Genomic DNA, 21,249 nt, shown 5'->3' with positions numbered 1-21,249 from the left:
CCTACCGGACCCTGCCGTCCCGCGCCCAGGAGATCGCGTCGTCGAGCCGGTCGTCGCCCCAGAACACCTCGCCGTCGACGACGAAACTCGGCGAGCCGAAGATGCCGAGCGCCATGGCCCGCTCCGTCTCCTGCGCGAGCGCGGCCACAGCCTCCTCGCCCGCGGCCCGGGCGAGCACGCCCTCAGGCTCCTGCCCGGCTGCCGCGATCGCGCGGGACAGGTTCGGCTCAGCCCCGGCGACCTCGCCTTCCTCGAACCAGAGCCGGTAGGTCTCCCTCACGTAGGCGGACCCCCAGCCTTCGCGCATGCCGATCAGCGCCACCTGGTTGGCAAGCGGCAGGTCGGCGATGGGATAGGGCGCAGGCAGGCGCGGCGCGAGCCCGTATTTCCCGGCGCGGCGCGCGATGTCGCGCCACATGTAGGCCGTCTTCACCGGCTTGTTCGCGAAGGGGATGTTGTTCTGCGCGACCATAATCGCGCGCACGTTGAACGGCCGCCAGACGAAGTCGATGCCGGTCTCGGCGGCCACTTGTCCGAGCCGCATGACCGACAGGTAGCTGTAGGTGCTGCCGATGGAGAACCAGAAGTCGATGCGTGCCATGTCGCCCCTCCCGAGACATGCGCCGCGCGCCCGGCGCCGATGCGTGTGCGCGAAGACAATGTCCCGGGTTGACCGGTCCAGGACCGGAACGGCGCGTCATCGGCCCGCGAAAGGCCGCCTCACCCCGACGCGGTGCGGACGGGGAAGCGCGCCTGCGCAAGGATATTCCCCACCGCGTCGACGACGAAGCGGCAGGCACGGCCCTCGTGATGGAACGTCAGCCGCCAGCGCCCCGCATCCGCGTCGAGGCCGGTCTCGCAGCGCGAGGTAATGGTGCCATCACGCATGCCCGCGCGCACCTCGTCCTCGGTCCACCCCAGCGCAGCCGCCAGAACCGGGGCCTCTATCACGAAGGTCTCGCCGTCGCGCGTGACCGCGGTCATCTGTTGTCCCTCCAGTAGTCGTTGGCCGCCGCGACCGTGGCGAAATGCGTCGCCACCACCTGGCTCGACGCAATCAGGGCGTCGGCGTTCTCGGCATAGACCGGGCGCAGCCTATCACGCACCTCGGCATCGGGCTGGGTCATCCTGATGGCGACCCGCGCCATCTTCACGGCAAGTTCATAGCCGTCCTGCGGGGTCGCGGTCATGAGGGTGGGGAGCCAGATCGTCATGGGCTTTCCTTCCGGAATGGGTGGTCGTTTCGGGTCCGCTGTCGCTGGATCGTCCCACCGGCATCGCATCGAGCGCGATGTCGGCGAGGGTCGAGCGGTCGAGGTCGGCGAGGAAGGCCGCCTCCGCGGATCTGAGGCGCGCCTTGAGCCGACAGCGCCCATCGATGACGCAGGCCCCGCCGTCGACGCCCAGGCATTCCACAAGCGGCTGGCCGTCCTCGAGCAGTCGCACCACCTCGCCCAGCCGGATGTCCGCTGCCCGCCGCGCAAGGAGCGCACCGCCCCCGCCACCGCGGCGGGTCGCGACAAGCCCGGCCCGGGCGAGATGTTGCATGATCTTGGCCAGATGGTTGCGCGACAGGCCGAATTCCTCCGCCAGATCCGCCGTGGAAAACGCCCGGTCCGGCGCGCTGGCCATGCGCATCAGCATGCGCAGCCCGTAATCTGTGAAGGAGGTGAGGCGCATCGGCAATCCCAGTATCGGTATTTACAGTACCTATTAGCAGGCATAGCGTCGAAATCAACAGGCAAAGGAGAACTGCCACAATGTCCGCTGATCCCGCGCAGGGCTCCGCCAGACCGCAGATGACCACCGCCATCATGCGCGAGACGGGACTCGATGAAGACATCCTGCGCAATCTCGTGCACCGCTTCTACGGCAAGGTGCGGCGCGACCCGGTGCTTGGCCCGATCTTCGCGACCCGCATCACCGACTGGGGACCGCATCTGGAGCGCATGGTCGCCTTCTGGTCCTCGGTTTCGCTGATGACGGGACGCTACCACGGACGCCCGGTCCCGGCGCACACGCCGCTTCCCGTCAATGGGGCGCATTTCGACCTCTGGCTGCATCTCTTCCGGCAGACGGCCCGCGAGGTCTGCACGCCGGCCGGGGCCGCGCATGTCATCGAGCGGGCCGAGCGCATCGCCCGTTCTCTCCGCATGGCGGTCGTGGAAGCGCAGGCCGCCCCACATGCGGCGCCCTCGCTCCGCTGACCGGCGAAAGCGTCGGCGATCGCAACCGGCAGTCCATCCGTTGCGACGGCGGACGCCACCGCCGCCGCCGCGCGGTCAGCGCCCGTTGAACTCGTGCACCGCGTCGATCATCGCGACGATGTTCTCGACCGGCGTCAGCGCCTGTACGTTGTGGATTGCGTTGAAGACGTAGCCGCCGCCCTCCGAGAAGATATCGAGCCGCTCGAGAACCTGTTCGCGGACCTCGGCCGGGGTGCCGAAGGGCAGGACCTGCTGCGTGTCGATCCCCCCGCCCCAGAAGACGAGCCGACCGCCGTACTTCTCTTTCAACAACCGGGGGTCCATGCCCGCGGCCGAACACTGCACCGGGTTCACGATGTCGATCCCGGCCTCGATCATCGACTCGTAGAAGCGTTCGACCGATCCGCACGAATGCTTGAAGGTTTTCCACCCCGTGTTGGCATGCACCCAGTCGCAGAGCCGTGCATAGTGAGGCCGCCAGAGGGTGTCGAAGGTGCGGACCGAACAGAAGGCCGACGTCTGGGTCCCGAAATCTGTTCCGCAGAGATAGATCACGTCGATCATGTCGCCCACGCGGGCGTGCAGGCGGCGGTAGTTCTCGATTCCGATTTCGACCACGTTGTCGAAGATCGCCGCGACCACGTCGGGGCGCGCGGCGGTGAGCATGTACCAGTCCGCGATCTCGCGCACGCCTGCGGGCGCGATCAGCTTCATCCCCGGCACCATCGCGATGTCACCAAGCCCTGTATCCACGACCGAGGCGAAGACCGCGTCGCCCCCCGCGTTCGCCGCGCGCACGTCCTCCTCGATCGCGTCGAGCGCGGCGTCGGACAGGAGTGCTACGTCCTCCATGTTCCCCTCGGGCCCCACGGTATCGAGGTCGACCGGTCCCGACCGCACGATGCCGTCGAAGAAGAAGCCGTCCTTGGGCATCCGCCCCGAGGGCTCGGCCGAGCGGTCGCCCTGCGGGTAGATGAGCGTGCTGCCGGTATCGGGGTCCAGCGTTGTCTGGAATCCGCCCGGCACGAGCACCTCGAGCCCGTTGAAGGTCCACGGCCGCCAATCGCGGTTCTCGAAGCCGAACATGGTGGTGCGGCCGTGGACCGGCTTCACGTCGACGCCGATGGCGTCGCGCAGGTCGTCCTCGATCAGCCCCAGCATCTGGTAGGGTTCCCAGACCTTCACCGGGTGCTGGTCGAGACCGTAGTGCTCGCGCAGCGCCGCCACGCAGGAGACGTGCATGCCCGTGACCCCGCAGGCTCCGAAATCCACTGGCACGCGGTCGGGCTGACGGTGGCTCAGCGCATCGAGCACGCGGCGGCGGCTGGGCGACATCGGCTTGTCGAATGGCACAGTCGCGTCCTCCCTCAGGCGGCTTCGACGAGGCGGCGCGCCAGCGACACAGCCTCCGTCGAGGTTGCGCCGTAACCGTCGGCGCCGATCTCGCGCGCGAACCTCTCGTTGAGCGGCGCTCCCCCCACGAGGATCCGCACCTGATCCCTCAGGCCCGCCGCCTCGATTGCGGCGACCGTGGCGCGCATGTTCACCATGGTCACGGTGAGAAGCGCCGACAGGCACAGGATCTGCGGCCGGTGCTCGAGGATCGCGGCCACGAACTTCGCCGGCGGAACGTCCGTGCCAAGATCGATGACCCTGAAGCCCGAGCCTTCGAGCATCGTGCCCACGAGGTTCTTGCCAATGTCGTGGAGGTCCCCCTTCACCGCGCCCACCACCACCGTCCCGAGCGGCTGGACGTTCGAGCGCGCCATGAGCGGCCGGAGCGGCTCCATCGCGGCCTTCATCGCGCGCCCCGCCATCATCAGTTCGGGCACGAAGTACCGCTCCTCCTGGAAGAGTTCGCCCACCTCGTCCATCGCGGGGATCATCGACTCCGCGATCAGGGCCATCGGATCGGCTCCGGCCCCGATCTCGGCCTCGACCAGCGTGCGCGCCTCGGCGGCCTTCCCGTCGATGATCGCGTCGTAGAGTTCCCGATTCAGTGCCATTCCGCGTCCCTCCCCGACCGATCTGCCGCCGGGCGCAGGATAGCCCAGGCAGAGCCATTCCCGAACGATGCGGAGAGATTTTCTGTCCGAGACTCTCATTCCGCGCGGTTGCGCGCGGGAAGTCGGAAAAGATCAGAGGTTCTCGGCCGTCACCACGTCGAACGGCAGGAGGACCTGCAGAAGCCCCTGATCCGCGGGCCGCGCGACGGCGGCGACGAGCGTGTCGACGGCGGCCTCGGCCAACGCGCGATACGGATGCGACAGCACTACCTGGACCAGATCCTCCTGCAGGGCGGCCGCGCTCCCCTCCGTCAGTGCCATGCAGACGGTGACGAAGCCCTCCGGAGGGCGGCTGTCGCGCAAGGCGTCGAAAACCCCTTCAACCCCGCCCCCCGCGACGTAGAGCCCGCGCAGGTCGGGGTGCCGCGCCAGAAGCTCCAGTGTCGCCTCGCACCCCAGCCCCGGGTCCTCAAGACTGGCGATCGGTTCAAGGATCTCGAAACCCGGGCACCTCTCGCGGAAGTAGGACCGGAAACCGATCTCCATCGCCTCCTGCGACAGGTAGCGGTGGCTGCCGATCACGAGGCCGACCTTGCCCTGCGTCCTCGCCAGCCGTCCGACCATCCAGCCCGCCGTGCGCCCGATCCGCCAGTAATCATGGCCCACATAGCCACGCCGCAGCGGCGCCGTGAGGTCCGTGACGAGCGCGATGACGGGCGTGCCGGCCGCGGCGAGTTCCGCGATCGCGTCCGAGACCAGCGGATGGTCCGAGGCCACCACCGCGACCCCGTCGGAATGGCCCACGAGCGCCCGCAGTTCGGCGGCGATGGCACGGGGCGTGAGCTCTTCCGGGAAATGCAGGTTCGCCCTGATCCGCATGTCGCCGCGCGCTCCTGCGGCGTCCACGAGCGCCTCGCCCACCTTGCGGTAGAAGGGTGTTCCACGCCGAAGGAGGACGAAGTCGAGACTGAGGTGCTCCGGCCGCGCAACCACGCGCTCGCGAATCGCGGCGGTGCCATAGAAGCCGATCCGCTCGGCCGCATCGAGCACGCGCCTCGCAGTCTCCGGCTTGACCGGGCGGCGGCCGTTCATCACCCGGTCCACCGTCGACAACCCAACTCCTGCAGCTTCGGCAACATCGGCGACGGTGACGCGCGGCATCGCGAACTTTCATTCTTTCACGGACTGGGGAAAGCATACGTCATCCAGGGAAAGAAGTAGCCTGCCATTTCTCGCAGGCGCACGCCTGCGGCCTTCGCCCGGCCCGACGGGGCGAAGACGTGCCCCGCCTCCAACTCCAGGCTTCAGGCGCGACTCGGCATGGGTTCCACGTCAGGCGGCGGGCTGTTGCCCGCCCGCGTCGCCTCTTGGTGGGACGGACCCGGTCGGCCGGTCAGGAACCGGCTGCTTCCGCCGCTCCGGCCGGATTCAGCCGCGGATGGGTTTCCTCGCCGAGCCACCAGAGCACGCCGCCCGAGACGAACATCGAGATCGCGACGAACCAGAAGGCCGCCTCCGCCGCGCCCGTCAGGCTGGCGGCGAGGCCGAGGCCGAGCGCGCCGATGGCGTAGCCGAGGTCGCGCCAGAAGCGGTAGATGCCGATGGCCGAGCCGCGCCACGCGGGCGGCGTGATGTCGGCCACCGCCGCTCCGAGGTTCGGGTAAAGAAGCGCCATCCCGAAGCCCGCGACGCCCGCTGATAGTGACCACCAGAGCGTGCCCGATCCCAGCACCATCAAGGCCACGCCCGCGCCGCAGATCCACATGCCGAGCACGTTGGGCCAGAACCGGCCCACTCGGTCCGAGAGCCGCCCGGTAAAAAGTTGCGCGCCGCCCCAGACGAAGCCGTAGGTGCCGACGATCCAGCCGACCTCGGTCAGGCTCGCGCCTCGCGTCACGAGGAACACGGGGAATAGCGCCCAGACGAGCGCGTCGACGAACTTCTCGACGAGCCCCGCCTGGGAGATCGCGAAGAGGCGCCGGTCGCGCCAGCTCATCAGCGCGAAGACCTCGGCCGTCGTGGGGTGCTCCGGGACGTCACGCGGATAGCGCGGCGGGTTCTTCGGCGGCGCCGCCTTGTGCGCGGCGCTTTCGGCCTTGGCCCAGGGCAGCGTGTCCTGCACCCAGATCAAGGTCAGGACGAGCGCGGTGACGACGACCGTCATGCCGAAGACGAGAAGCCCCATGCGCGCGCCCAGCCATTCGGCCGCGTAAGCCGTGAGGACGCCGGCGAGCGCCACGCCCACGTAGCCTGCGAACTCGTTCAGTCCCATCGTCAGCCCACGTTCGTCCGCGCGGGTGAGGTCGAGCTTCGCGGTCTGGGTCATCGACCAGCAGAGCCCCTGGTTGACGCCCAGAAGCACGGTCGCGCCCACGATCCAGTTCCAGTCCGGCGCATACCAGATCATCACTGGGATCGGCAGCGCCACGACCCAGCCCCAGAGAAGTACACGCTTGCGTCCGATCCGCTCGGACCAGCGACCGGCCACGAAGTTCATCACCGCCTTCACGGCACCGAAGGCCACGACGAAGGAGGCAAGGAGCAGGAAGGAGCCGCGCGCGACCCCGAACTCGGCATCCGCCAGCGCCGGAACGACCGTGCGGGTCATCCCGATGGCGAAGCCCACCAGCATCACCTGAATCAGCTGGTGCGCGACCTGGCCCCGGTTCTCGCGAAGGCCATGGCGGAGGTCGGTCATTCGGCGGGCGACTTCGTCGTGATCCGCGGGTCGAGCGCATGGCCGGAGGCCGGCCCACGAAGCGGCTGGGCCAGCATCCGGTCGAGCCAGAGGTCGCGGCGCGTGCGGAACTGCTCAATCCCGATCTTCATCCCCTCATGCCCCCTGGCGGGTTGCGCCACGTAGGTGCCAAGGAGCCAATCCCACCAGGGCAGGTTGAAGCCGTAGTTCGAGTTCGTCTCGCGGAGATCGACCGAGTGGTGGACGCGGTGCATGTCGGGCGTCACGACGATCCATCGCAGCCACCGGTCGATGGGGCGCGGCAGGTCGATGTTGGCGTGGTTGAAGAGCGCGGTGCCGTTCAGGATCACCTCGAACAGCAGGACAGCGATGGCGGGAGGCCCGAGCGCCGCCACGACCGCGAGCTTGATCCCCATCGAAATCAGGATCTCGACCGGATGGAAGCGCAGGCCCGTGGTCGCGTCGAAGTCGAGGTCGGCGTGGTGCATCCGGTGCAGCCGCCAGAGGCCCGGCACCGCGTGGAACATCACGTGCTGGAGGTAGATCGCGAGGTCGAGGAGCAGCATCGAGACGATCACGGCGACCCAGAGGGGCGCGTCGATTACATTGAAGAGGCCCCAGCCCCGTTCCTCGGCCATGAAGGCAAGCCCGACCGCGAGGATCGGGAACGTGAGCCGCAGGATGACAGTGTCCACGACGACGAGTGCCAGGTTGTTCGTCCAGCGGATGACCCGCGGGATCTCGCGCCGCCGCCGGGGCGCCCAGACCTCCCACAGGACCATCGCCGCGAGGATGCCGAGGAAGGCGGCAAGGCGGATCGTCGGTTCCTGGGCGAGGAGGACATCGGACATGGGATTGCGGGCAGCCTCGGCTCTGCTATCACTCAAGCGATGACTTGAACGACGTAATCCCCGGAGGCAGCGCATGTCAACCAGCGCCAAGGCCGCCCTGCTCGAGGAATATGCGCTTGTGGCCCGCGCCCTCTCCGCTCCCGCGCGGCTCGTGATCCTCGAGCAGCTCGCGCAAGGCGAACGCGCCGTCGAGGGCGTGGCGGCGAAGACAGGCCTGACGGTCGCCAACTGCTCCCAACATCTCCAGCATCTCCGCCGGGCGGGCCTCGTCACCAACCGCCGCGCTGGCAAAGCGGTGATCTACCGGCTCACCGACCCGCGGACGCTCGCGCTCATAGACCTCCTTCGTCTCGTCGCCGAACGGAACCTGGCGCAGGTCGAACACATCCTCCGCGGGCTCTCCGGCAGCGAGGACGCGCCCGAACCCGTCAGCCGCCAGGACCTCGCCGCGCGGCTCGCAGAAGGCTCGGTGACCGTCCTCGACCTGCGGCCGGCTGACGAATATGCCGCCGGTCACATCCCCGGTGCCGTCAATGCCATGCTTGCCGATCTGGAACGGATCATCCCGACGCTTGCCCAAGGCACCGAGATCATCGCCTATTGCCGCGGCCCCTACTGCATCTATGCCCATCAGGCCGTCGCCGCCCTCAGAAAGCGGGGCCTGAACGCGCGGCGCATGGACGGCGGCCTCCCGGAATGGCGGGAGGATGGGCGCATGGTCGAGACCGTCGCGGGTTGAGGCGACGTAGAGCGAGGTCACTCGCGCCAATAGCCGGTCCGAGTCTCCGGCGGGCGCTACTTTTCGAGAGCGTCGCCCAGAACGTCCCCATCATCGGTCCGGGAGCTGGTCCCTTCCTCGCGCTCTGCCCCACCCAGGGGAACCACCCTGTCCGCGACGATCCGCCCGTCCTCGAGCGTGAGGATGCGGTTCGCGCGATCGATGATGCGGCTGTCGTGCGTCACGAGGAGCGTCGTCGTGCCGCGCTCCGCGCCCAGGCGCTTGAGCAGGTCGATGATCTCGGCCGCGTTCTCCTTGTCGAGGGCCGCAGTCGGCTCGTCGGCAAGGACCAGCGCCGGATTGCCGACCAGCGCGCGGGCCACGGCCACGCGCTGCTTCTGTCCGCCGGAGAGGTTCGCGGGCCGGTAGTCGATCCGATCCGAAAGCCCGACGAGCCCGAGCGCGCGGATCGCCGCGTGCCGCGCTACGTCGTCCGGGATGCCGGGATGGACCTGCACCCCCATCATCACGTTCTGGAGCGCGGTCAGGCTTTCATGGAGGTTGTGCGCCTGGAAGATGAAGCCAAGCCGACGGCGCAGAGCGATCAGCTCCCGCTCACTCGCACCGCGCAGCTCCCGCCCCATCAGGCGCACGGTGCCGTCCTGCACATCCCGCAGGCAGCCGAGCAGCGTCAGAAGCGTGGTCTTGCCGGAGCCCGACGGTCCCATCAGGACCGTGAAGCTCCCGCGCTCGACCGTCAGATCGATGCCGATCAGCGCCTGCTTGCGCGCCTCGCCTTGCCCGAACCAGTGGTTCAGCCCATGCGCCGCGATGATGGGTGCGTCGGTCATGGCGCCCCCGTCAGAACAGGTCGGCCGGATCGGCCGCGGCAAGCCGGCGGGTCGCGATCGCGCCGGACAGCGCCGAGAACAGGATCGTGCCCGCGAAGACCATGAGCGCCATGGACCACGACATCGTCAGCGGCAGCGTCGTCACTTTGCCCATCAGCGCAAGAATGCCGGTCCCGATCGCGACCCCCGGAACGAACCCGAGCACGCCGAGGATCAGCGCCTCCTCGAAGACGACCCCGAGGAAGAAGCGCGGGCCGTAGCCCATGGCCTTGAAGGTGGCATACTCGCGCATGTGATCGGCCACGTCGGCCGACAGGACCTGATAGACGATCACCAGCCCGACCAGCACGCCGATCAGCACCCCGAAGCCGAAGATGACACCCGTGGGGCGCTGCGTCTGCTGGTAGCGCAGATCCTCCGCCGCGGCCGCGGCGTAGCTGCGGATGCGCAGCGTGGGGTCCGAGATCAGCCCGCGCAGTCGGGTGACCGCGCCCTCGACATCGGCGCCGGGTCGAAGCCGAAGGAGGATGTGATCAGGGGCAGCGGAGGTGCGCTCCGGAAAGAGCCCGAGGAAAGTCTGGTCCGACACAAGCATGAAGCCATCTCCGCCGAAGCCCCCGCCGCCCGCGAAGGTGTCGAGCGCCGTCAAAGTACGTCCCTGCGCCTCGAATGTGACAGGGGTCTGCGGGCGGATCGCCGCCGCCTCCTCGGGCGGCAGGCCACGAGCCAGACGGTCGAGGATCACCGCGTTCTGGACCTGAATGAGGGCAAGGTCGGCCGTGACCTCCGCCGCGACGAAGGCGGGCTGCGCAGGGTCGATGCCGAAGGTCGTCAGGCCGATGTCGGTCCCGCCCCGGTCCCAGCTCACGTTCCCGACGAAGAGCCCCATGCCCTCCTGCACGTCCGCGTCCGCCATCGCCTGAAGCATCCATTGCCGGGCCACGTTGCCGCCTTCCGCCAGCGCGTTCGCGTCGCCCGCCGAGATCATGATGTCGGCCTCGAAGAAGGCATAGGGGCGCAGCGTCGCCGTCCCCATCGAGTTCATCAATCCGAGTTGCACGAAGACGAGAACGTTGGCGAAGGCAACTCCCGCCAAGGCCGCCGCGAAGCGGCTCCGCTTGTGAGTCAGTTGCAGCCAGCCGATCGGCAGGCGCCCGAACAATCGCTGAAGGAGGCGGCTCATCCTCCGGACCGCGCGGCGGCGGTTGTGTCGATCCGGGCAACCGCTTCCAGCCCTGTGAACCTTGCGGCAAGGCCCGACGATGCCTCGTCCAGCGCGACGAGCACGCGGATCACCCGGGCATCCGCATTCGCTGCCGCATCGTCCGAGATGAGCCCCTGCCGCCCGACGGTCAGCCCCACGCTCTCGACCCGCCCGCGCAAGGGGCGCGGCAGGGCAAGGGCGATCAGTTCGACCGGTTGACCCGCCGCGACGGCGGCGATCCGATCCTGCCAAATCTCGACCTCGGCCATCATCTGGCGGGTGTCCCCCATGTCCATGATGCCGTCCACGGGCGGGCGCTGCCCGGGCGTTGCGCGAATGTCGAGGATCGTCCCCGCAATGGGCGCCACGACCTCGGCCCGGGACAGATCCAGGCGGGCGCGCGCGAGGTCGGCTTCCGCCGCCTCCACGTTGCGGGAGGCGACCACGACATCGGGCTGTTCGTCGAGCGCCACAGCGGCGAACCGCGCCAGCGTCGCCTCGGCCCGCGTGACCGCCTGCGCGGCATTCTCGGCCGCGTTACGCGCGGCATCCAGCACCGCGCTGGTCGCAACACCGCGCTCGAACAGTTCCTCGGCGCGCTGGAGCGAGGCCCTTGCCTCCCTCTCGCTCGCCCGGACCTGATCGAGCCCGGCCTGCGCCTCGGCGCGGCTCGCCTCCACGGCGGCGCGCGTCTGCAAGAGCGTGGCCTCCCGCACCGCAAGGTTCGCCTCGGCCAGAAGAACCGCGCCGCCCAGCGCCTGGCGGTTGTCCAGCCGGGCCAGAATCGCTCCCCGGTCGACCCGGTCCCCGATCGCGACCAGGATTTCGGCCACCCGCGCATCGCCCGCCCCGTAGGGCGCGGCCACGATCGAGACATCCCCACGCGGCATGAGCCGGGCAAGCCCCACGACGTCGGTGGGGAGCAGCGTTTCAGCCATCTGCTGCGGCAGTTCGATATCGGGCGGCAGCGCGATTGGCGAGTCCGCTCCTCCGCCCGGCTGCAAGCCAGTCAGCTGGTAGAACTTCTGCAGACCGGGCGGCTGAAAATAGAGGCCGAGAACGGCCCCCGTGAACATGAACAGCGGGATCAGGAGGACGAGCAGGTAGCGTCTCCGAAACCGGCGGCGCGCGCGCAGGGGCGGGCCATCGGCAAGATCGACGCCGAGATCGAGCGGCAGGTCCCTCTCGGGCGTGTCGGTCATCCTCGTCCCTCCGCTCTGCCGCCGCGTCCCCGCCACGCCACCCAGGCCATGGCGGCCCAGAAGGCGGTGCGCAGCGTCATGGCGCCGAGCGTGCGCATCTCGAAGGCGCCACCCGCGGCGACACGCCAGAGGAAGGCCGCGAACACGGCCGCCGTCGCGACAAGGATCGCGAGCGCCACGGGCAGGGCCAGGGGGTGGCCCCGCCACAGGAGGATGCCGCCCACGATATAGGCAAGACCCGCAACGAAGTTGAACCACAGCACGAAGGGCACCACCGCGCCCATGTCGACGGCCCCGAACAGCGCCGTCCCGCCGGACACCACCGTAAGCAGCCCGAAGGCCACCGCCAGACCACCTGCAATCCGTTGTCCCGTCATCTGGGTCCCTCCCTGCCTGCAAACAGTGCCAACTGGACGTCGAGAAGCCGGAGCCCCTCGGTCTCGAGCGGGAAGCTCCGCGCGCCGAGGCTCCAGCGGATGGCGGTGCCCTGGACCAGCGCGACGAGGATCAGCGCCGCGTCCCGGGGCGCGACATGACCGGCGATCTCACCGTCCGCCGACATGCCCTCGAGACAGCCGGCGAGATGCGCCTGATACTGCGCCAGCAGCCCCCGAAACCGCTCGCGCAGCGCCGCATTGTCCGCGTTCAGTTCGCGCGAGTGCAGGATCACCGGCAAGGCCGGGCATCGTTCGATCTGGTTCAGCTGGGCCGCGACGAGCGCCCGGAGCCGATCCGCCTCGGCCGCATGTCCGGTCAGGGCCGCCTGCCAGGCCCCCTCCAACCGGCCGGCGATCACCTCGCCCACCCTTGACCAGAGATCGGCCTTGGTTGGGAAGTGCCGGAAGATCGCGGCCTGCGTCACGCCGACCGCGCGCGCGATGTCGGTGGTGGTGAGCCGGTCCGGACCGATCCGGTCGGCCAAGTGCAGGAGTGCCGCGACGATCTCGGCCTTGCGGTCCTCGGCGGGCATGCGGGGTGGCATCGTCATCCTCTTGTTAGTGATTAAATACTAATATATGCTTCTTGGCATTCAAAGTCGAGTCGCCAGTTTAGAAGGACGCATCATGACCACCCCCGCCGGATACACCCGCACGCAGATCGCGCTGCACTGGATTGCCGCGCTCCTGATCCTGCAGCAGTACCTGTTCAAGGACGCGATGTCCGCCGCGTGGGAGGCGTTCGGCGACGGGCTCGAGACCGCCTTCGACCCGCTGGTGCTGGCGCATGTCGCGGGCGGCGGGCTCGTCCTCCTCTTCGCGCTCTGGCGGCTTGCGATCCGCAGGCAGCGCGGCGCGCCCGCGATCGTGGGCGAAAGCGCGGTCCAGCGGATGCTCGCGACACTCACGCATCTGGGTCTTTACGCCCTGATGATCCTGATGCCGGTCAGCGGGTCCGTCGCCTGGTTCGGCGGCGTCGAGGCCGCCGCGCAGGGCCACAGCCTCCTGAAGATCGCCCTCCTCGCGCTCGTCGCGCTGCATGTGGCCGGGGCGCTCTGGCACCAGTTCGTGCTGAAGGACGGCCTCATCGCCCGCATGCGCCGCGCCGAGGGGTGAGAGGGGAAGGCGAAGTCCCATTCCCGAACACCAACGAAGCCAGATCGGCTCTGTCGAATCCTGCTTCCTGGCCCGAGAAGCGGTCACTCGCTGCGCGCGGAAGGGATGACCGCCAAGGGCCGGTCATGTCGGTCGCGTCCATGCCGCGAGGAGGAAGCCTGCCATCGTCCAAGCGGTCGGTATGCACCGAACCCAGTCATGCGATCATTTCGGTCAGATGTCTCCGAAGTCGGCAAAGCCGCAGTCACGATCCAATGGCGTCCGCTGCTGCCGAACGATCTGGTTGAACTCGGTGTCCTGGACACATCTGATGAAGGCAATGCTGCCTGCTGACCACCCGAGCGCGGAGGTCCCGCCGCGCTGCCGACACCGTCGACATTGCTCCACTGTCCTGCCAACCTCGAAAGGAAATTTCGCATGGAGGAGGGGCATGCATGCCGGAGATCTGGGAGTTGACCGCAAGCCGGATCGCGACGGAGGTCCGTGCCAAGCGCCTCTCTGCGGTCGACGTAACGGAGGCCCATCTCGACCAGCTCGCCAGAGTGAACCCGGCGATCAACGCCGTTGTGCAGGAATTTCCCGACGAGGCTCTTGATACCGCGCGGCAAGTAGATGCGGCGCTCGCCCGTGGCGAGGACCCGGGACCTCTCTCCGGCGTGCCTGTGACGATCAAGGTGAACGTCGATCAGAAGGGCCATGCCACGACGAACGGCCTGCGGCTTCAGGCGGCGCTCGTCGCCACCGAGGACAGCCCCGTGGTGGCGAACATCCGAAAGGCCGGCGGCATCATCGTCGGACGGACGAATACACCGGCCTTGTCGCTGCGCTGGTTCACGAAGAACGACCTTCACGGGCAGACCCTGAACCCGAGAAACAGGGAGATCACGCCCGGTGGCTCGTCAGGCGGAGCTGCCGCGGCTGTCGCTGCGGGCATCTGCGCCATCGCGCATGGCACGGATATCGCGGGGTCCATCCGGTATCCGGCCTATGCCTGCGGCCTGCATGGCCTGCGCCCGACACCGGGCCGGGTCCCCGCTTACAATTCCAGCGGACCGGACCGCTTCATCGGCGCGCAGCTCATGGCCGTCTCAGGCCCGATTGCACGCAGCATTCAGGATCTCGACATTGCGCTTACCGCTATTTCTGCGCCCGACGTCAGAGACCCCTGGTATGTTCCCGTGGCCGCGGGCAGCGCCGATTTCCCGAAGCGGGCCGCGCTTGCGCTCGCCCCTGATGGCATGGATGTCACCGAGGACGTGCGCGCGGCCCTGCTGGACGGAGCGGACCGCCTGCGGGACGCCGGTTGGACGGTGGAGGAGGTCGACTGTCCGCCGATGCGGCGCGCGGCGGCTGTCAATGCGTGCCTCTGGATGGCCGAGATGCAGTTCGGCGCAAGCGAGTTGCTGGCGCGCGAAGGAGAGGCGGATTCGCAGTTTGTGTTCGCGCGGATGTCCGAGGAGGCGGGACAAGTCGGATTCCGGTCCCTGATGGAGGCGCTCCAGATGCGCGCCGGGCTTGTCCGCCAGTGGGAACTTTTCCTGCGCGATTATCCGGTTGTCCTGTGTCCCGTTTCCGGCGAATTGCCGTTCGACCAGCAACTTGACGTCAGTTCGGAGGCGGCCTTTTCCCGGGTCTTCGAGGCGCAGCTCACCCAGAGGGCAATCCCGGCGATTGGCGTGCCGGCTCTCTCCGTGGCGACAGGCGGGGCGAACGGCCGTCCCGTTGGCGTCCAGCTCATCGGCCCTCGCTTTCGGGAAGATATCCTGCTCGCCGCAGGCCGCGATATCGAGAAGGCCGGCAGCCCGATTGGAGTTTCCGATCCGAACCGGAGTTGAGGACGGTCGTGGGCGGGACTGCAATCCGAAAGCGATGCCGGTCGCATTCCCGGTCCTCGGGACTGCATCTCCGATCTTTGCCCGCCCCGATCCGAGACCGTTCGGGCCGCGCTTGCGTTGTCAGGAGCGGCCATTGAGGGCTTCCCTCGACGGCAAGGACACTACCCTGTGGTGCCCGCCAGCGTTAGCAGAGCTGCGACAGGGCGGGACTTCTCCTGTCCTCAATCCACTCCATCGACCGAACGGACAAGTCCGCCCGCCATTCCGACAGGAGCAGCACGATGTCATTCGCCATCTATCCCAGCCTCAAGGACCGCAGGGTCATCGTTACCGGCGGCGCGTCGGGCATTGGTGCCGAGATCGTCAAGGCCTTCGCCGCGCAGGGCGCCCGTGTCGGTTTCCTCGACCGTGATCTCGATGCAAGCAACGCGCTTGTGGCGGAACTTGACGGTGCCGTCGACTTTGAACCGTGCGATCTTCGGGACATCGGCGCCCTGCGGGGCGCACTTGGCACGCTCAGGTCCCGGATGGGTCCGACAGACGTGCTGGTCAACAACGCCGCGCGGGACGACCGCCACGACTGGCGCGAGGTGACCCCTGAGTATTGGGATGAACGGATGGCGACCAACCTGCGCCACATGTTCTTCGCGATCCAGACGGTGGCACCGGGCATGATCGACGCAGGCGGTGGAGCCATCGTCAACATCGGCTCGAATTCATGGTGGGAGGCAGGGGGCGGCTTCCCCGCCTATGCCACCGCCAAGTCTGCGGTCCATGGCCTCACCCGCACCATGGCGCGGGAACTGGGCGCCCATCGGATCCGCGTCAACACGGTGGTCCCCGGCTGGATCATGACCGAGCGGCAGAAGACCCTCTGGGCCTCGCCCGAGGCGCTTGAGAGACATCGGGCCCGGCAGTGTCTGCCGGACCTGATCGAGCCCGTCTACGTGGCGCGCATGGTCCTCTTCCTCTCTTCGGACGACGCGGCGATGTGCACGGCCAACAACTACATGGTGGAGGCGGGGTCGATATAGGCGCACCGGCCGTGGCTGCATCCCGGCGCCGTCGATACCCGATTGGGATGCTTTGCGCGCGGCATCAGGTCTTGTGCATCATGGAAACACGGGGCTGACGGGATGAAGACCGAAATCGCGATCGTTGGCGGCGGATTGTCGGGGCTCGCCCTCGCCGACGGCCTTCATCAGGCCGGAGTGGACTTTCAGCTCTTCGAAGCCCGTCCGAGGCTGGGGGGCCGGATCGCGGCGCTCGCCACGCCGGCGGGCGCCGTCGATCTCGGACCTTCGTGGTTCTGGCCCGGGCAGCCTCGCATCGCGAGACTGATCGAGGATCTCGGGCTTCGGGCCTTTCCCCAGCACGCGGATGGCGACATCTGCTTCGAGGATGAACGCGGCATCGTCCATCGCGGCATGGGCTTCGCGTCGATGGAGGGATCGTTTCGCCTCGAGGGCGGGATGGAGAGCATCATCAGGGGGCTTGGCGCGCGACTGCCGCAAGAACGGCTGCACCTGTCTTCAGGGGTGACGGAGATCGCGCAGGACGGCCGGCTTCTGATCGACGGTGACCGGTGGTGCGAGGCCCGGCAGGTGGTCCTCGCCCTGCCACCGCGCATCGCGGCGACGCTCCGGTTTCGGCCGGCGCTGGAGACGGACACAGCGAGGCACCTTGCGGCGATCCCGACCTGGATGGCAGGGCATGCGAAGTTCGTCGCGGTCTATGACGCCCCCTTCTGGCGCAGAGACGGATTGTCGGGGGACGCGATGAGCCGCCGGGGACCGCTTGCCGAAATCCACGATGCGTCGGGACCGGATGGCGCGCCGGCAGCGCTGTTCGGCTTTCTCGGGGTGCCCGCGCCACAGCGCCGAGGGCGGGAAGATGACCTGAGGGCCGCCGCGCTTCAGCAACTGGCCCGGATCTTCGGGCCGGAGGCTGCAGCCCCGGTGACGACGGATTTCGCGGACTGGGCCATCCAGCCCGAAACGGCAACCGAGGCGGACGCCGCAGCGCCGGCCGGACACCCGGCATACGGACTGCCTGCGGCGCTTGTGGGGACCTGGGAGGGCCGGCTGCATTTTGCTTCGACCGAAACGGCGTCCGACATGGGTGGCCTGATGGAGGGCGCCCTCGCTTCGGCCGACCGTGTCCTGGGTCTTGTACTCGGGGCGCGAAGAAACCGGCCTGCACGCTGAAAGCCCTGCTCCGGCGGAAGGTGCCCGGCTCCTCGGTCCGCACAAGGAGGGCTTCCCTCTTGCCCGAGCGGCCGCGATGTGCAGGAGGCAGTGGTGCGGCCGGCCGCCATCCGTGGCGCCGCCCGACCCTGTTCGACATAATGGTCAGATTGCGACGGCCGGAGCCTGAAGACAGGGGGAGCCGGATCCGAGAGGGTCAGCGCACGATATCGGGCGGAGTGGTCAGCCGCTACCGTCGCCCGCCATCCTCATTCGCTCCAGCCGTGCACATGAACGTCGCGACCGGAGTGGCCCTTGAGGATCCTGACCGCGAGCTCTTCGCGCTCCTTGTCCCGGCAACGCACCCACATCAGGATCCCGCCGTGCCGGATCTGCTCGGCGTAGTAATCCTTGTGGTGCTGCCCAGCCCTTCGCGCCAGAAGGGTGCCGAGCACGGCACCCGGGCTGCCGCCGATCGCAATGGCCGCGATGGAGGCCGCGAGCGTGCTTGCGGGCGTCAGCATCGCGGCCATCGCGATGAAGGACCCCACGAAGAAGAAGCCGCCGGCGATGGCGCCCTCGAGTTCTCCCATGGCCTCTTCGGAGACGAAATGCGCTCTCGGTGCCTTCGGGTCATCTTCGAGGTCGCGGGCGCGCCAGTAGGCCTTGCCGAGTTTCTGCTCGATGGCCTTCTCGCTGCCAAGCAGGCTGATGTCGGAGTGATGAAAGCCCACCGCACGCAGATCGTAGAATGCGGCCTGCTGGGCTTCGAGACTGTCGAAGACGCCAACCGCTTCGGGGACGTTGATGACGGTTGTGTTTCCTTCTTTCACCGCATTGTCCGCCATAGTCTGATCTCCGCTCTGAGCCACGAGGGGCGAAACAAGGGCTTCCGCCCCGGTTCGTCCATGGTTCCATGAATCCTGGCCGGCGCCGTTCGACGCCTCAATTACCTCTATGGCATCGCACCGGCTGAGCAGATTGACTTCGCTCAGTGTGACGCCCGGTTTGCCCGAGGCATGCCGTGATACCGCGGCATGGGGATCACAGGAGTTCCGCTCCCGCCGCTCGGTCTCGAGGAACTGGGATTACGCTTCCCTACGGATATGCGTCGCCGCCCCGACCGGGCTTCTTGGGACATCATCCATGGCTTCGAACCAAAGCCGCCATTCGCGGCAATGTGCATGAAGGCCCGTGAAGGGCCGGGTTTACGCATTGAGGTTCAGGCAAGGGGCGTGCTCGCGGCAGCGCTGCGGAGGCCTGCATGCTGGGCGGGACCCGCACCTTCGCTGCGTCAGGCAGCAAGGTCCCCTTTGGCGACCTTGGCCGACGGCTCGGGCGCGGTCACGGCGCGGGCGGCGCCGCGTCGGCCTACGGAGGGCCGAAGAGCGCGGCGTAGAAGTGGGTGTAGACGATTAGACCGGCGATCGTGGCCAGGGTCGTGCCCGCTACGACGGCGACCGTGAGCGTCACGAGGTATTCGTTGCTGCCCCCCCTGCTCTGGCCGGGCATGGTTTTCGCCCTTCCCGATGCCCGGACCCGCGCCCGTGCGCTTTCTGCCTTCAGCTTGGCGTTCAGGGTCCGCTTGCTGATCTCCCCACGCTCGTATTGCGCGTAGATCTCTCCGATCTGCGTGACCGAGGCCTTGTTGGCGGCGTTCACATAGTTTCCCGACCACCAGAACGAGAAATTGCCCATGCCAGCGACGCGCGCATCGGCAGCACCGCTTTGCAGGTTGACCCGCCACCACACGGGCGGATCGGGAACCAAGCCCCCGGCTCCGTAGAGGGCGAAGCCCGCGGCCTGATCGGCCATCGCGTCGGGGGCGCCGAGTTGCGCCACCTCTGCCTCGCTCAGCCTCGTCAGAGGGCCGGTCAGCACGGTGCTCGCAGATACCAACCGCTGGTCGGACGATCCCAGGGTGCTGTCGGCATAGGGTTGGAGCGCCTCGGTTTCGATGGCGCCGCGCACGGCGCCGTACCACAGGCGGAGCGCTGCGGTCTCACCGGGGTCGGGCGCAGCGGAAGCGCTGGCGAGATCGACGCCGTCGATCGCCCAGTCGATCCAGGTCGCGACGCCGGAATCACCCCTCGGGGCGATGCCGCTCAACATCACGTTGGGATGTCCAGCAAAGGTGCAGATGTCGCCCTGCTGCGACACCGCATCGCGCAGCGCGCGTTCCGCACCGGTCGCGAGGCCGTGGGCGGCGGTCCAGGCGAACCAGATCAGGCTATCGGGCAGGATCGTGCCATCCGTCATCCTCGTGGTGATGTCGTCCGCCGACGTCGCGATCAGCAGAAGCCGCGCCGCGTGGTCCGCCGGATCGAGACCGCCGTTGGACACGATGACCTGCACCGCACCTTCGAGCTCCTGCGGATGGCGCACGCCCATCGCGGGGGCCCGGATCGCGTCGGCGGCGATCGCATCGCCACCGCGCGCCGCGACGGGCAGAAGGTCGATGAGGGCGCGCCGCGCGGTGCGGGTCTGTCCGCCGGTCGCGACCGACGTGATATCGAGGTAGACGGCTGTCACCGGCTCCTCGGCCTCTCCCCCGGCCAAACCGCCGCCAGACATCCGGCCCGGCTGCGCCATGTCGTCGCCCAGCACGACGTCCCAATCGATCATCAGCGCGGGCTTCATCCTTGGCGCGCGATCCACGACAGCGCCGAGCTTGTCGGCAAGCACGCCGCCTTGCCCGGCATTCTCAGGCACGAAGGCGAGCTGGATCGGCGTATTGGTCACGTCGCGGGCCCGCAGGTCATGGGTCAGCACGCGGCGTTCGCGCAGCTGCCCGTCAGCGAGGGTTTCGGTCACGACGGTCAGCGTGACGGTGTGCGGATCCTCGCCGCCTTCCGACAGCCCTGTGGCGGTCGCCAGAGCCTCGCCCGGCGAGAGGCCGGCAACGGACGGATCGAGGTCGCGCCAGCCGTCGGAACTCCGGTACTGGACCCAGGCGTGGGTCGGACCGAAGTCGCGCGACACCGACCCGGCCGCCGCGACGTCTCCCAATGCCGCCTGCGTCAGGAGGCCATAGTCGCGCTGGGCCCGCGCGATGGCCCGCCGCATCGTCTGCGGTGTCATGCCCATCAAGGCGTGAAGGTGGGGGTCCGGGGCGGGTGTCACCGCACATGCGGATGCGCCCAGCCGCGCCGCGATCGCGTCGTTCATCGGCGCCGTCGCGATCCGGGCATCGAAGCCCATCTTGCGCAGCAGCGTCATCAGCAGTTCTGACTTGTCCTGCGGGTTGCCGCCCGAGGCTGCAATCACCGCCTCAGGGGCGCGAAGCGTTCCGCTGTAGGGATCGGTGCGGATCGTGTCGCGCACGAAGCGAAACGCCGCTTCCGCATCCGTGCCGAACCGGTCGGCGAGTTGATCCGGCGACGGCACGGTGCGATCGTAGGTGTCGATCATCGCCAGAATGCTGTCGAGCACGCCGGCATAGGCGTCGGCCGGTGGCGCCAGATCGCGCGCCGTCGGACCTTGCGGGATCGCGCCACCAGCTGTCCGCATCCACGACCCGGCCAGGCTGTCGGCAAGCGCGGCTGCGGGTGTCAGGAGGATCGAAATGGCACCGGCGGCGGCGATCAGGAAGGAAGATGCTTGCGCCATCATGCTTCTGGCCATTCGATCCGCGGTGTTCATTCTGGGCGACCTCCGCCTGTGCCTCGATGAGGATGTGTCGGGATCATCGCGGCTCACCCGGTTTTGATGGTTGCGGCGACCCGAACCCGTCCGGCATCGGCCTACCCTACGGCAGCCTTCGCGGATGTCCAGCCTGACCCGACGCGTGGCGATGTGCCCATGATCGATCCGATCGACCGGCCGCCCGCCGCACGTCGGCGACAAATCGTTTGTGCTGCCAGCAGCTTTCGGGAAAGACTGGCGCGAAGGACGAGGAAGCGCCTTCCCGGCAGGCAACGACCACCGTCGGCATTCGG

Annotated in this window: 21 protein-coding genes and 1 pseudogene; 6 read left to right on the top strand and 16 right to left on the bottom strand. The window is 68.2% G+C overall.

All coding sequences use genetic code 11. From position 1 onward, the window contains the following. Position 1 precedes the first annotated feature (1 nt). The 4 genes and pseudogenes from ACRDNQ_RS02045 to ACRDNQ_RS02030 all read right to left on the bottom strand — a co-directional run. On the bottom strand, positions 2 to 601 hold the full coding sequence (locus ACRDNQ_RS02045; protein ID WP_431826959.1) for a 2-hydroxychromene-2-carboxylate isomerase: 600 nt from the start codon (positions 599 to 601) through the stop codon (positions 2 to 4). Positions 602 to 720: 119 nt separating this feature from the next. Continuing rightward, a complete protein-coding gene (locus tag ACRDNQ_RS02040) occupies positions 721 to 984 on the bottom strand; it encodes a DUF6522 family protein (protein WP_431826958.1) in 264 nt (87 codons plus the stop codon). Continuing rightward, positions 981 to 1,214: a hexameric tyrosine-coordinated heme protein gene (locus ACRDNQ_RS02035; protein ID WP_431826957.1), complete on the bottom strand. Its 234-nt coding sequence runs from the start codon at positions 1,212 to 1,214 to the stop codon at positions 981 to 983. Before ACRDNQ_RS02035 ends, ACRDNQ_RS02040 begins: the two co-directional genes overlap by 4 nt. Before the next feature lie 67 nt (positions 1,215 to 1,281). Continuing rightward, positions 1,282 to 1,680 (bottom strand): annotated as a pseudogene (locus ACRDNQ_RS02030) (Rrf2 family transcriptional regulator); the annotation flags it as partial. Positions 1,681 to 1,799: 119 nt separating this feature from the next. Between ACRDNQ_RS02030 and ACRDNQ_RS02025 the strand changes: the two are divergent. Continuing rightward, on the top strand, positions 1,800 to 2,207 hold the full coding sequence (locus ACRDNQ_RS02025; RefSeq protein WP_431826956.1) for a group III truncated hemoglobin: 408 nt from the start codon (positions 1,800 to 1,802) through the stop codon (positions 2,205 to 2,207). 75 nt (positions 2,208 to 2,282) lie between these two features. On the opposite strand, the gene ACRDNQ_RS02020 is transcribed toward ACRDNQ_RS02025, so the two are convergent. The 5 genes from ACRDNQ_RS02020 to ACRDNQ_RS02000 all read right to left on the bottom strand — a co-directional run bounded on the left by ACRDNQ_RS02020 (position 2,283) and on the right by ACRDNQ_RS02000 (position 7,762). After that, a complete protein-coding gene (locus tag ACRDNQ_RS02020) occupies positions 2,283 to 3,560 on the bottom strand; it encodes a uroporphyrinogen decarboxylase family protein (protein WP_431826955.1) in 1,278 nt (425 codons plus the stop codon). Positions 3,561 to 3,574: 14 nt separating this feature from the next. Further along, a complete protein-coding gene (locus tag ACRDNQ_RS02015; protein WP_431826954.1) occupies positions 3,575 to 4,213 on the bottom strand; it encodes a corrinoid protein in 639 nt (212 codons plus the stop codon). Positions 4,214 to 4,345: 132 nt separating this feature from the next. Next, positions 4,346 to 5,374: a LacI family DNA-binding transcriptional regulator gene (locus ACRDNQ_RS02010; protein ID WP_431826953.1), complete on the bottom strand. Its 1,029-nt coding sequence runs from the start codon at positions 5,372 to 5,374 to the stop codon at positions 4,346 to 4,348. A 232-nt stretch (positions 5,375 to 5,606) separates the two neighbouring features. Next, positions 5,607 to 6,911, bottom strand: coding sequence for an MFS transporter (locus ACRDNQ_RS02005; protein ID WP_431826952.1), 1,305 nt, complete (start codon positions 6,909 to 6,911; stop codon positions 5,607 to 5,609). After that, on the bottom strand, positions 6,908 to 7,762 hold the full coding sequence (locus ACRDNQ_RS02000) for a sterol desaturase family protein (protein WP_431826951.1): 855 nt from the start codon (positions 7,760 to 7,762) through the stop codon (positions 6,908 to 6,910). Before ACRDNQ_RS02000 ends, ACRDNQ_RS02005 begins: the two co-directional genes overlap by 4 nt. Positions 7,763 to 7,835: 73 nt before the next feature. On the opposite strand from ACRDNQ_RS02000, the gene ACRDNQ_RS01995 reads away from it, so the two are divergent. Continuing rightward, positions 7,836 to 8,501 carry an ArsR/SmtB family transcription factor gene (locus tag ACRDNQ_RS01995; protein ID WP_431826950.1) on the top strand — a complete coding sequence of 222 codons (666 nt, stop codon included), beginning with the start codon at positions 7,836 to 7,838 and terminating at the stop codon, positions 8,499 to 8,501. 56 nt (positions 8,502 to 8,557) lie between these two features. On the opposite strand, the gene ACRDNQ_RS01990 is transcribed toward ACRDNQ_RS01995, so the two are convergent. The 5 genes from ACRDNQ_RS01990 to ACRDNQ_RS01970 are packed head-to-tail and all read right to left on the bottom strand — an operon-like array spanning position 8,558 to position 12,707. Next, positions 8,558 to 9,331 carry an ATP-binding cassette domain-containing protein gene (locus ACRDNQ_RS01990; RefSeq protein WP_431826949.1) on the bottom strand — a complete coding sequence of 258 codons (774 nt, stop codon included), beginning with the start codon at positions 9,329 to 9,331 and terminating at the stop codon, positions 8,558 to 8,560. A 10-nt stretch (positions 9,332 to 9,341) separates the two neighbouring features. Further along, positions 9,342 to 10,514 (bottom strand): FtsX-like permease family protein, encoded by a 1,173-nt coding sequence (locus ACRDNQ_RS01985; RefSeq protein ID WP_431826948.1) that lies wholly within the window; start codon positions 10,512 to 10,514, stop codon positions 9,342 to 9,344. After that, a complete protein-coding gene (locus ACRDNQ_RS01980) occupies positions 10,511 to 11,737 on the bottom strand; it encodes an HlyD family efflux transporter periplasmic adaptor subunit (RefSeq protein ID WP_431826947.1) in 1,227 nt (408 codons plus the stop codon). The genes ACRDNQ_RS01985 and ACRDNQ_RS01980 overlap by 4 nt, the downstream gene beginning before the upstream one ends. Further along, positions 11,734 to 12,114, bottom strand: coding sequence for a hypothetical protein (locus ACRDNQ_RS01975; RefSeq protein WP_431826946.1), 381 nt, complete (start codon positions 12,112 to 12,114; stop codon positions 11,734 to 11,736). Before ACRDNQ_RS01975 ends, ACRDNQ_RS01980 begins: the two co-directional genes overlap by 4 nt. Continuing rightward, positions 12,111 to 12,707 carry a TetR/AcrR family transcriptional regulator gene (locus tag ACRDNQ_RS01970; protein ID WP_431826945.1) on the bottom strand — a complete coding sequence of 199 codons (597 nt, stop codon included), beginning with the start codon at positions 12,705 to 12,707 and terminating at the stop codon, positions 12,111 to 12,113. The genes ACRDNQ_RS01975 and ACRDNQ_RS01970 overlap by 4 nt, the downstream gene beginning before the upstream one ends. Positions 12,708 to 12,801: 94 nt before the next feature. Here ACRDNQ_RS01970 and ACRDNQ_RS01965 point away from each other — a divergent pair, with 94 nt between their 5' ends. From ACRDNQ_RS01965 to ACRDNQ_RS01950, 4 genes are all read left to right on the top strand, one after another. After that, complete coding sequence (locus ACRDNQ_RS01965; RefSeq protein ID WP_431826944.1) at positions 12,802 to 13,290, top strand: cytochrome b; 489 nt, start codon at positions 12,802 to 12,804, stop codon at positions 13,288 to 13,290. Between the two features lie 434 nt (positions 13,291 to 13,724). Then, positions 13,725 to 15,125, top strand: coding sequence for an amidase family protein (locus ACRDNQ_RS01960; RefSeq protein WP_431826943.1), 1,401 nt, complete (start codon positions 13,725 to 13,727; stop codon positions 15,123 to 15,125). Between the two features lie 281 nt (positions 15,126 to 15,406). Then, positions 15,407 to 16,159: an SDR family NAD(P)-dependent oxidoreductase gene (locus ACRDNQ_RS01955; protein WP_431826942.1), complete on the top strand. Its 753-nt coding sequence runs from the start codon at positions 15,407 to 15,409 to the stop codon at positions 16,157 to 16,159. 102 nt (positions 16,160 to 16,261) lie between these two features. After that, entirely contained in the window at positions 16,262 to 17,332 is a 1,071-nt protein-coding gene (locus tag ACRDNQ_RS01950) for a flavin monoamine oxidase family protein (RefSeq protein WP_431826941.1), read from the top strand. Positions 17,333 to 17,580: 248 nt separating this feature from the next. On the opposite strand, the gene ACRDNQ_RS01945 is transcribed toward ACRDNQ_RS01950, so the two are convergent. Beyond that, entirely contained in the window at positions 17,581 to 18,159 is a 579-nt protein-coding gene (locus ACRDNQ_RS01945) for a hypothetical protein (RefSeq protein WP_431826940.1), read from the bottom strand. Between the two features lie 523 nt (positions 18,160 to 18,682). After that, complete coding sequence (locus ACRDNQ_RS01940) at positions 18,683 to 20,935, bottom strand: transglutaminase domain-containing protein (RefSeq protein ID WP_431826939.1); 2,253 nt, start codon at positions 20,933 to 20,935, stop codon at positions 18,683 to 18,685. Positions 20,936 to 21,249 lie beyond the last annotated feature (314 nt).

The sequence above is a fragment of the Saliniferula longa genome, assembly GCF_050789285.1.
Classification (GTDB): domain Bacteria; phylum Pseudomonadota; class Alphaproteobacteria; order Rhodobacterales; family Rhodobacteraceae; genus CAVPWP01.
The sequence above is the reverse complement of the archived record's forward strand: the minus strand, read 5'-3'. Positions and strand labels throughout refer to the sequence as shown.

Bases quoted from the DNA above. Each gene is read 5' to 3' on its own strand.
- ACRDNQ_RS01980 (WP_431826947.1), bottom strand. From the start codon at position 11,737: ATGACCGACACGCCCGAGAGGGACCTGCCGCTCGATCTCGGCGTCGAT.
- ACRDNQ_RS02015 (WP_431826954.1), bottom strand. From the start codon at position 4,213: ATGGCACTGAATCGGGAACTCTACGACGCGATCATCGACGGGAAGGCC.
- ACRDNQ_RS01970 (WP_431826945.1), bottom strand. From the start codon at position 12,707: ATGCCCGCCGAGGACCGCAAGGCCGAGATCGTCGCGGCACTCCTGCAC.
- ACRDNQ_RS02000 (WP_431826951.1), bottom strand. From the start codon at position 7,762: ATGTCCGATGTCCTCCTCGCCCAGGAACCGACGATCCGCCTTGCCGCC.
- ACRDNQ_RS01960 (WP_431826943.1), top strand. From the start codon at position 13,725: ATGCCGGAGATCTGGGAGTTGACCGCAAGCCGGATCGCGACGGAGGTC.
- ACRDNQ_RS01940 (WP_431826939.1), bottom strand. From the start codon at position 20,935: ATGGCCAGAAGCATGATGGCGCAAGCATCTTCCTTCCTGATCGCCGCC.
- ACRDNQ_RS01995 (WP_431826950.1), top strand. From the start codon at position 7,836: ATGTCAACCAGCGCCAAGGCCGCCCTGCTCGAGGAATATGCGCTTGTG.
- ACRDNQ_RS02040 (WP_431826958.1), bottom strand. From the start codon at position 984: ATGACCGCGGTCACGCGCGACGGCGAGACCTTCGTGATAGAGGCCCCG.
- ACRDNQ_RS01945 (WP_431826940.1), bottom strand. From the start codon at position 18,159: ATGGCGGACAATGCGGTGAAAGAAGGAAACACAACCGTCATCAACGTC.
- ACRDNQ_RS01990 (WP_431826949.1), bottom strand. From the start codon at position 9,331: ATGACCGACGCACCCATCATCGCGGCGCATGGGCTGAACCACTGGTTC.
- ACRDNQ_RS01985 (WP_431826948.1), bottom strand. From the start codon at position 10,514: ATGAGCCGCCTCCTTCAGCGATTGTTCGGGCGCCTGCCGATCGGCTGG.
- ACRDNQ_RS02025 (WP_431826956.1), top strand. From the start codon at position 1,800: ATGACCACCGCCATCATGCGCGAGACGGGACTCGATGAAGACATCCTG.
- ACRDNQ_RS02045 (WP_431826959.1), bottom strand. From the start codon at position 601: ATGGCACGCATCGACTTCTGGTTCTCCATCGGCAGCACCTACAGCTAC.
- ACRDNQ_RS01950 (WP_431826941.1), top strand. From the start codon at position 16,262: ATGAAGACCGAAATCGCGATCGTTGGCGGCGGATTGTCGGGGCTCGCC.
- ACRDNQ_RS01965 (WP_431826944.1), top strand. From the start codon at position 12,802: ATGACCACCCCCGCCGGATACACCCGCACGCAGATCGCGCTGCACTGG.
- ACRDNQ_RS02035 (WP_431826957.1), bottom strand. From the start codon at position 1,214: ATGACGATCTGGCTCCCCACCCTCATGACCGCGACCCCGCAGGACGGC.
- ACRDNQ_RS02010 (WP_431826953.1), bottom strand. From the start codon at position 5,374: ATGCCGCGCGTCACCGTCGCCGATGTTGCCGAAGCTGCAGGAGTTGGG.
- ACRDNQ_RS01975 (WP_431826946.1), bottom strand. From the start codon at position 12,114: ATGACGGGACAACGGATTGCAGGTGGTCTGGCGGTGGCCTTCGGGCTG.
- ACRDNQ_RS01955 (WP_431826942.1), top strand. From the start codon at position 15,407: ATGTCATTCGCCATCTATCCCAGCCTCAAGGACCGCAGGGTCATCGTT.
- ACRDNQ_RS02005 (WP_431826952.1), bottom strand. From the start codon at position 6,911: ATGACCGACCTCCGCCATGGCCTTCGCGAGAACCGGGGCCAGGTCGCG.